Annotated in this window: 2 protein-coding genes and 1 pseudogene; all 3 read right to left on the bottom strand. The window is 69.9% G+C overall.

The window, feature by feature from the left end:
• Nucleotides 1-3,649: pseudogene (locus ACFC79_RS20210) on the bottom strand (beta-ketoacyl synthase N-terminal-like domain-containing protein); the annotation flags it as partial.
• A gap of 346 nt (nt 3,650-3,995) precedes the next feature.
• Complete coding sequence (locus ACFC79_RS20205) at nt 3,996-5,549, bottom strand: PH domain-containing protein (RefSeq protein WP_376241940.1); 1,554 nt, start codon at nt 5,547-5,549, stop codon at nt 3,996-3,998.
• Complete coding sequence (locus ACFC79_RS20200) at nt 5,546-6,037, bottom strand: PH domain-containing protein (RefSeq protein ID WP_376241938.1); 492 nt, start codon at nt 6,035-6,037, stop codon at nt 5,546-5,548. Before ACFC79_RS20200 ends, ACFC79_RS20205 begins: the two co-directional genes overlap by 4 nt.
• Nucleotides 6,038-6,240 lie beyond the last annotated feature (203 nt).

Raw genomic sequence — 6,240 nt, 5'->3', positions numbered from 1 at the left:
CCCCACCACGCGTCAACACCCACAACGGCGCCACCACACCCGCATCCCCCAACCCCTGCAACAACCCCACCAACCCAGAAACACCCTCCACACCCACACCCGCACCCAAACCACCCTCAACACCCTCAACACCCTCAACACCCAACAACGACACCACACCCGACACCACACCCACATCCACACCCAAACCACCCAACCGCTCCACCACACCCACACGACCAACCCCAACCCCCACCTCAACCAACTCCACCCGCGCACCACACCCCGACAAAGCCCCCACCACATCCCCAACCCAACCACCCACACCAGCACCCGACGAACCCACACCCACCGGAACCACAACCAACCACACACCACCCAACGCCCCGAAACCCACGGAACGATCACTCAACGGCTTCCACACCGCACGATAACGCCACCCATCAACCACCACACGCTCAGCACGCTGCCGCCGCCACAACGACAACGCCGGCAACACATCACCCAACGACAACCCAGGATCAACATCCAACTCAGCAGCCAACCCGGCCACATCACCACGCTCCACCACCTCCCAGAACCGCTCGTCGGCCGGGTCGGCGGCGACGACGGCGGAGCCCTGCCCGGAACCGGACGGGGTGGCCATCCAGTAGGACTGGCGCTGGAAGGCATAGGTGGGCAGGTCGACGCGGCCGACACCGGTGTCGGCGTACACGGCGTTCCAGTCGGCCTTCTTGCCGCGGACGTAGGCACGCGCGACGGCCAGCGTCACGGTCTCGGCCTCCGGCCGGCCGCCTCGCAGCGCGGAGACATACACCGCGTCCCGAGCGTCGGGGAGGCAGTCCTGGGCCATGGCGGTGAGTACGGCGTCGGGGCCGAGTTCGACGAAGGTGGAGGTGCCCTTCTCGGCGAGGGTGTGCATCCCGTCCAGGAAGCGCACCGCGTCCCGCACGTGCCGCACCCAGTATTCGGGCGAGCACAGCTCATCGGCGGTGGCCGCGCGACCGGTGACGAGGGAGACGACGGGGATGCGCGGCGGGGCGTACTCCAACACCTGTGCGACACGCCGGAATTCGGTGAGCATGCCGTCCATGAGCGGGGAGTGGAAGGCGTGGCTCACGGTGAGCCGCTTGGTCTTGCGGCCCCGGTCGCGGAAAGCGTCGGCGATCTCGGTGACGGCGTCCTCGTCGCCCGAGACGACGACGGAGGCGGGCCCGTTGACGGCGGCGATGCCGACGCGGTCGTTCAGCAGCGGCAGCACCTCCTCCTCGGATGCCTGCACGGCCACCATGGCCCCACCGGCGGGCAGTTCCTGCATCAGCCGGCCTCGGGCGGCCACCAGCACGCAGGCGTCCTCCAGCGAGAGGACACCCGCCACGTGGGCGGCGGCCAGTTCGCCGATGGAGTGACCGGCGAGCAGATCGGGGCGCAGCCCCCAGGACTCCACGAGGCGGTAGAGGGCGACCTCGATCGCGAACAGCGCGGGCTGGGTGTAGTCGGTGCGGTCGAGCAGGGTGGCCCGGTCGGAGTCCGGTTCGGCGAAGAGGACGTCCAGCAGCGGCAGTTCCAGCTGTTCGTCGAGGTACCAGGCGGCGTCGTCCAGTGCCTCGGCGAAGACCGGGTACGTCTCGTACAGTTCGCGCCCCATGCCCAGGCGCTGGCTGCCCTGCCCGGTGAACAGGAACGCCGCCTTGCCGGTGGCGGGCGCGTCCTTGACCACGGCTGGGGAGTGTTCGCCGTCGGCCAGGGCGCGCAGCGCGTCCCGGAAGCCCGACCGGTCGTCGGCGACGAGTACGGCACGCCGCTCGAAGGTGGCGCGGGTGGTGGCCAGCGAGTGGCCGACATCGGTGAGGGCGAGGTCCGGGTCGGCCTCCAGCCGTTCCCGGAGCCGCTCGGCCTGCTCGCGCAGTGCGGCCTCGGTCTTGGCGGACAGCACCCAGGGCAGGACGGCGGGTGCGTGCCCGGCGGGTCGTGCACCGGTTGCAGCGGCCGCACCGGCCGTCCGCGGCTGCTGCTCGTCCCCGTCGGGGTTCAGGTCGGAGCTCTCGTGGGAGTCGTCGGCGGAGGGCGCCTGCTCGATGATGGCGTGGGCGTTGGTGCCGGACATGCCGAACGAGGAGATACCGGCGCGGAGCACCCGCTCCTCGGTGCACGGCCAGTCCCGGGCCTCGGTCAGCAGCTCGATATCACCTGCCGACCAGTCGACATGCGGCGTGGGCGCGTCCACGTGCAGGGTCTTGGGCAATGTCCGGTGCCGCATCGCCATGACCATCTTGATGATGCCGCCGACACCCGCCGCGGACTGGGTGTGTCCGAGGTTGGACTTCAGAGAGCCCAGCCACAGCGGGTGGCCCTCGGGACGGTCCTGGCCGTAGGTGGCCAGCAGCGCCTGCGCCTCGATCGGGTCACCCAGGGTGGTGCCGGTGCCGTGCGCCTCGACCGCGTCCACGTCCGACGTGGTCAGTCCGGCGTTGGCGAGGGCCTGGCGGATGACGCGCTGCTGGGCGGGGCCGCTGGGTGCGGTGAGGCCGTTGCTGGCGCCGTCCTGGTTGATGGCGGTCCCGCGAACGACCGCGAGTACCTGGTGGCCGTTCTTCCGCGCGTCGGAGAGCCGCTCCACGAGCAGCATGCCGACGCCCTCGCCCCAGGCCGTGCCGTCGGCGGCGGCAGCGAACGGCTTGCAGCGGCCGTCCGGTGCCAGGCCGCGCTGGCGGCTGAAGGCGACGAACGAACCGGGGTTGGCCATGACGGCGACACCGCCGGCCAGTGCCAACGAGCATTCATCGGCGCGCAGTGCCTGTACCGCGAGGTGCAGGGCGACCAGGGAGGAGGAGCAGGCGGTGTCGACGGTGACGGTGGGGCCCTCGAAGCCGAAGGTGTAGGCGATCCGGCCGGAGGCGACGCTGGCGGCGTTGCCGGTCACCAGGTAGCCCTCGAAGCCCTCCTCCGCCTCGTGCAGGCGCGGTCCGTAGTCCTGCTGTTCGGCGCCGACGAACACGCCGGTGTGCCCGCCGCGGAGAACGGTGGGGTCGATGCCGGCCCGTTCGAACGCCTCCCAGGACGTCTCCAGCAGCAGCCGCTGCTGCGGATCCATGGCGAGCGCCTCGCGCGGCGAAATACCGAAGAACGCCGGATCGAATCGATCGGCGTCGTGCAGGAACCCGCCCTCACGGGTGTAGCTGCTGCCGGTCCTTTCCGGGTCGGGGTCGTAAAGAGTGGTGAGATCCCAGCCGCGACCGGTGGGGAATTCGGATATGACGTCCCGGCCTTCGGCAACGATTTCCCAGAGTTCTTCCGGCGATTGCACGTCGCCGGGAAATCGGCAGCCCATTCCGACGATGGCGATGGGCTCGCCGTCGGCGAAGGACGCCTCGGTGGTGACCGCTGCTGCGGCGGGGCCGTCACCGAGGCCCAGCTCGACCAGGACGTGGCGGGCCAGCTGGGCGGGGGTGGGGTGGTCGAAGGCGAGCGTGACGGGAAGTCGCAGCCCGGTGGCGGCGGTCAGCCGCCTGTGCAGTTCGACTGCGGCGATCGAGTCGAAGCCCAGGTCCTGGAAGGGACGCTGGGGGTCGAGGAGATCGGGGGCGTTGTCCCGCAGTGCGGCGGTGATCAGATCGCCGACCAGTTGCAGGGCGGTTTCGTCGCGCTCGGCCTCCGGCAGGTCCGCGAGTAGCCGCTGCCACGACACCGTGTCGGGGACGTCGTCCCGCTTTTCGGTGTTCTCGGGCGTGAAATCCTCGGACTCACTCATCATCGCGCGCCCCATAACCTGCAGAAATAAACCAAGACCGTGTACCAGCCTCGCACAGGGCAGGCCCCCCAGAAACCCCTTCAAACCCCCTATGGACCCCTACTTTTTCCTGGAGTCCCTTATTTGCGGGGCGGCTTCGGAGGGCGGCGCGTAATTCACCAGAGTGCACGAGAATTCCGGCACAGGCAAGCAATTCAGAGGTGGAGGGGCAGCCTTTCGGCCGCCCCTCCACCTCTCGGGGGATCGCCAGTTGGTCTGTGGTCGGTCAGCCGCGGCGGGCGGACCGGGGTGTCCGTTCCAGGAACGGCAGGAGGAGCTGCGGTACCGCCTGCTCCGCGAGGGCGATGCCCTGGGTCGTGGAGATGTCGCGGACCTTGTAGACGCCTTCGCCGGCCGCTGTGGCGGCACCGAGGGTGAACAGTCCGGCGCGGCGCTGGAACGGCGTCCGGGTGATCCGCCAGCCGATGATTCCGTCCCGCTGGAGGGCGACGGTGCGGTGGGCGAAGGTCCCCGCACTGGCGACCAGGTAGCCGCCCCGGATGCCGTGGCCGAGGGTCCGGTAGGCGTTGAACGCGAAGGCCGACAGGACCGGTACCAGGACCGCGGCGGTGATCCAGCCGACGGTCACCAGTCCGCGGCCGAGCCACAGGCCGAGGCCGAAGGGCACGGCGCCGATCAGCACCGACCAGATCAGCGCCTGGTTGATGCGGCGTCGCAGGGCGGCCCGGGGGTGGCGGGTCAGCCCGGTCCGGACGATCAGTGAGGGGTCCTCGTCCAGCACCACGGCGGCTACCCGGCGGGCCTCGTCACGGGGCACGGGCGGGGTCAGGACGCTCCGCCTGCGGTTGTCCTCGCGGTTGCCCAGGCCGCTGGCGACGGCGTTGAGCTTCGCCGCCCGCGCCCAGCGCAGCGGGATCGGCTCGACCAGTTCCACGCCGCGCAGTCGCCGCTTCTCGATGCTGACCGAACGGGTGACGAACAGTCCGCGGCGCACGCGGAACATTCCGCCTTCCTCGCGGGCCAGTTGGTAGCCGGACCAGCTCTCGATGAAGGTGGCGGTGGAGCCGATGATGCCGAGGACGACCACGACGGCCAGGACGACCAGGATCCCGTACCACAGCGGGACCGAGCCGAAGCGGTCCTGGAGGTCCTTGACGATGCCGAGCTCCAGCGGGTCCACCTTCAGCTCTCGCAGCGTGCGGTAGACACTGGCCACGGCGATGAAGACACCGCCGACGCCCCAGACGCTCAGTGGGCCGTACTTCAGCCACGACCAGTCGAGTTCGCTGATCGGGCCGTCGTCCACGGCGACGGTGGCCAGGCCGCGCCTGGCGTCCCGCCGCTCGATCAGCTGCCGGCGCAGCTCGGCGGCGTCCGCCTTGCCGATGCCGTCCAGCGCCAGTCGCTGGCCGGCGGAGACGCTCTGCTCGCCGGTGCCGATGGTGAGCTTGGTGAGGCCGAAGACCCGGTGCAGCGGGTTGGCGGTCAGGTCGACACTGCGTATGCGGTCGATCGGGATCGAGCGGCGGCTGCGGAACAGGAGGCCCGACTGGAGCTCCACCAGGTCGTCGGTGACCCGGTAGCGGGTGGTGAACAGCCGCATCAGGCTGATGCCGCTGATGACCAGGAACGTGAGGAAGAGCGAGCCGAGGGTGATGAGTACCTGGAGGTTGGCCTTCCGGGTGGCCAGGACGGTCACCAGGAGCATCACCACGGGGGCGGCCAGGACGGCCAGGTTGACCAGGATCAGCCGGGAGTTGAGCCGTCCCCACTGCGGTGCGGCATGTGCCGCCCGCCGCGCGGTGTTCGCGGCGCTCATGTCGCGTCCTCCGCGGTGGCCTGGGTGAATCGAGTCAGGTGCTCCACGAGTTCCTCGGCGACCTTGTGCTCGATGCCCTTGATCTTCACCGCGCCGGAGGCGGAGGCGGTGGTCACGGTGACCCCGGAGAGACCGAACATCTGCTGGACCGGTCCGCGCAGGGTGTCCACCGTCTGCACCCGGGACAGCGGCACCACGCGCCACTGCTGCCACAGCCAGCCGGAGGCCGCGTAGACCGCCTCGTCGGTGACCTCCCAGCGGTGCACCCGGTAGCGCCAGGTCGGCATCACGGCCGTGTAGATCAGGCCGGGCAGCAGCGAGATCAGTGTCGCCCACATGAAGAATTCCCGGGTGGGCGGAATGGAGGCCCACAGGATTCCGAACGTGAGCGGAAGAGGCACGGCGAGCAGCGCCGACTGCACTGTCCACCAGCCGATCGCGCGGCTCCCGACCCGGTGCCGCGGGGGCCGGAGCCTCACATCTTCCATGCTGTCCACTGCTGCTTCACCCAAGTTCTTACGTCAAGGCAGATTGCCGAGCTGATGAGCTGTCATGTTGTTCTGATCGCGGGGTGTTGGGGGGGCCCGGGGGTACGGGGCACCCCACAACCCCCCCCCCCCAAAAAATTGGGGCCCCCCCCGTTGGACACCCCGGGGGGGGGGGAATATGAACCCCCCCCGCCGCCCCCCCC

The sequence above is a fragment of the Streptomyces sp. NPDC056061 genome (assembly GCF_042266885.1).
GTDB lineage: Bacteria > Actinomycetota > Actinomycetes > Streptomycetales > Streptomycetaceae > Streptomyces.
The sequence above is the reverse complement of the archived record's forward strand: the minus strand, read 5'-3'. Positions and strand labels throughout refer to the sequence as shown.

What these genes read in the sequence shown, in the direction of transcription:
- ACFC79_RS20205 (WP_376241940.1), bottom strand. Translation starts at nt 5,549, where the DNA reads ATGAGCGCCGCGAACACCGCGCGGCGGGCGGCACATGCCGCACCGCAG.
- ACFC79_RS20200 (WP_376241938.1), bottom strand. Translation starts at nt 6,037, where the DNA reads ATGGAAGATGTGAGGCTCCGGCCCCCGCGGCACCGGGTCGGGAGCCGC.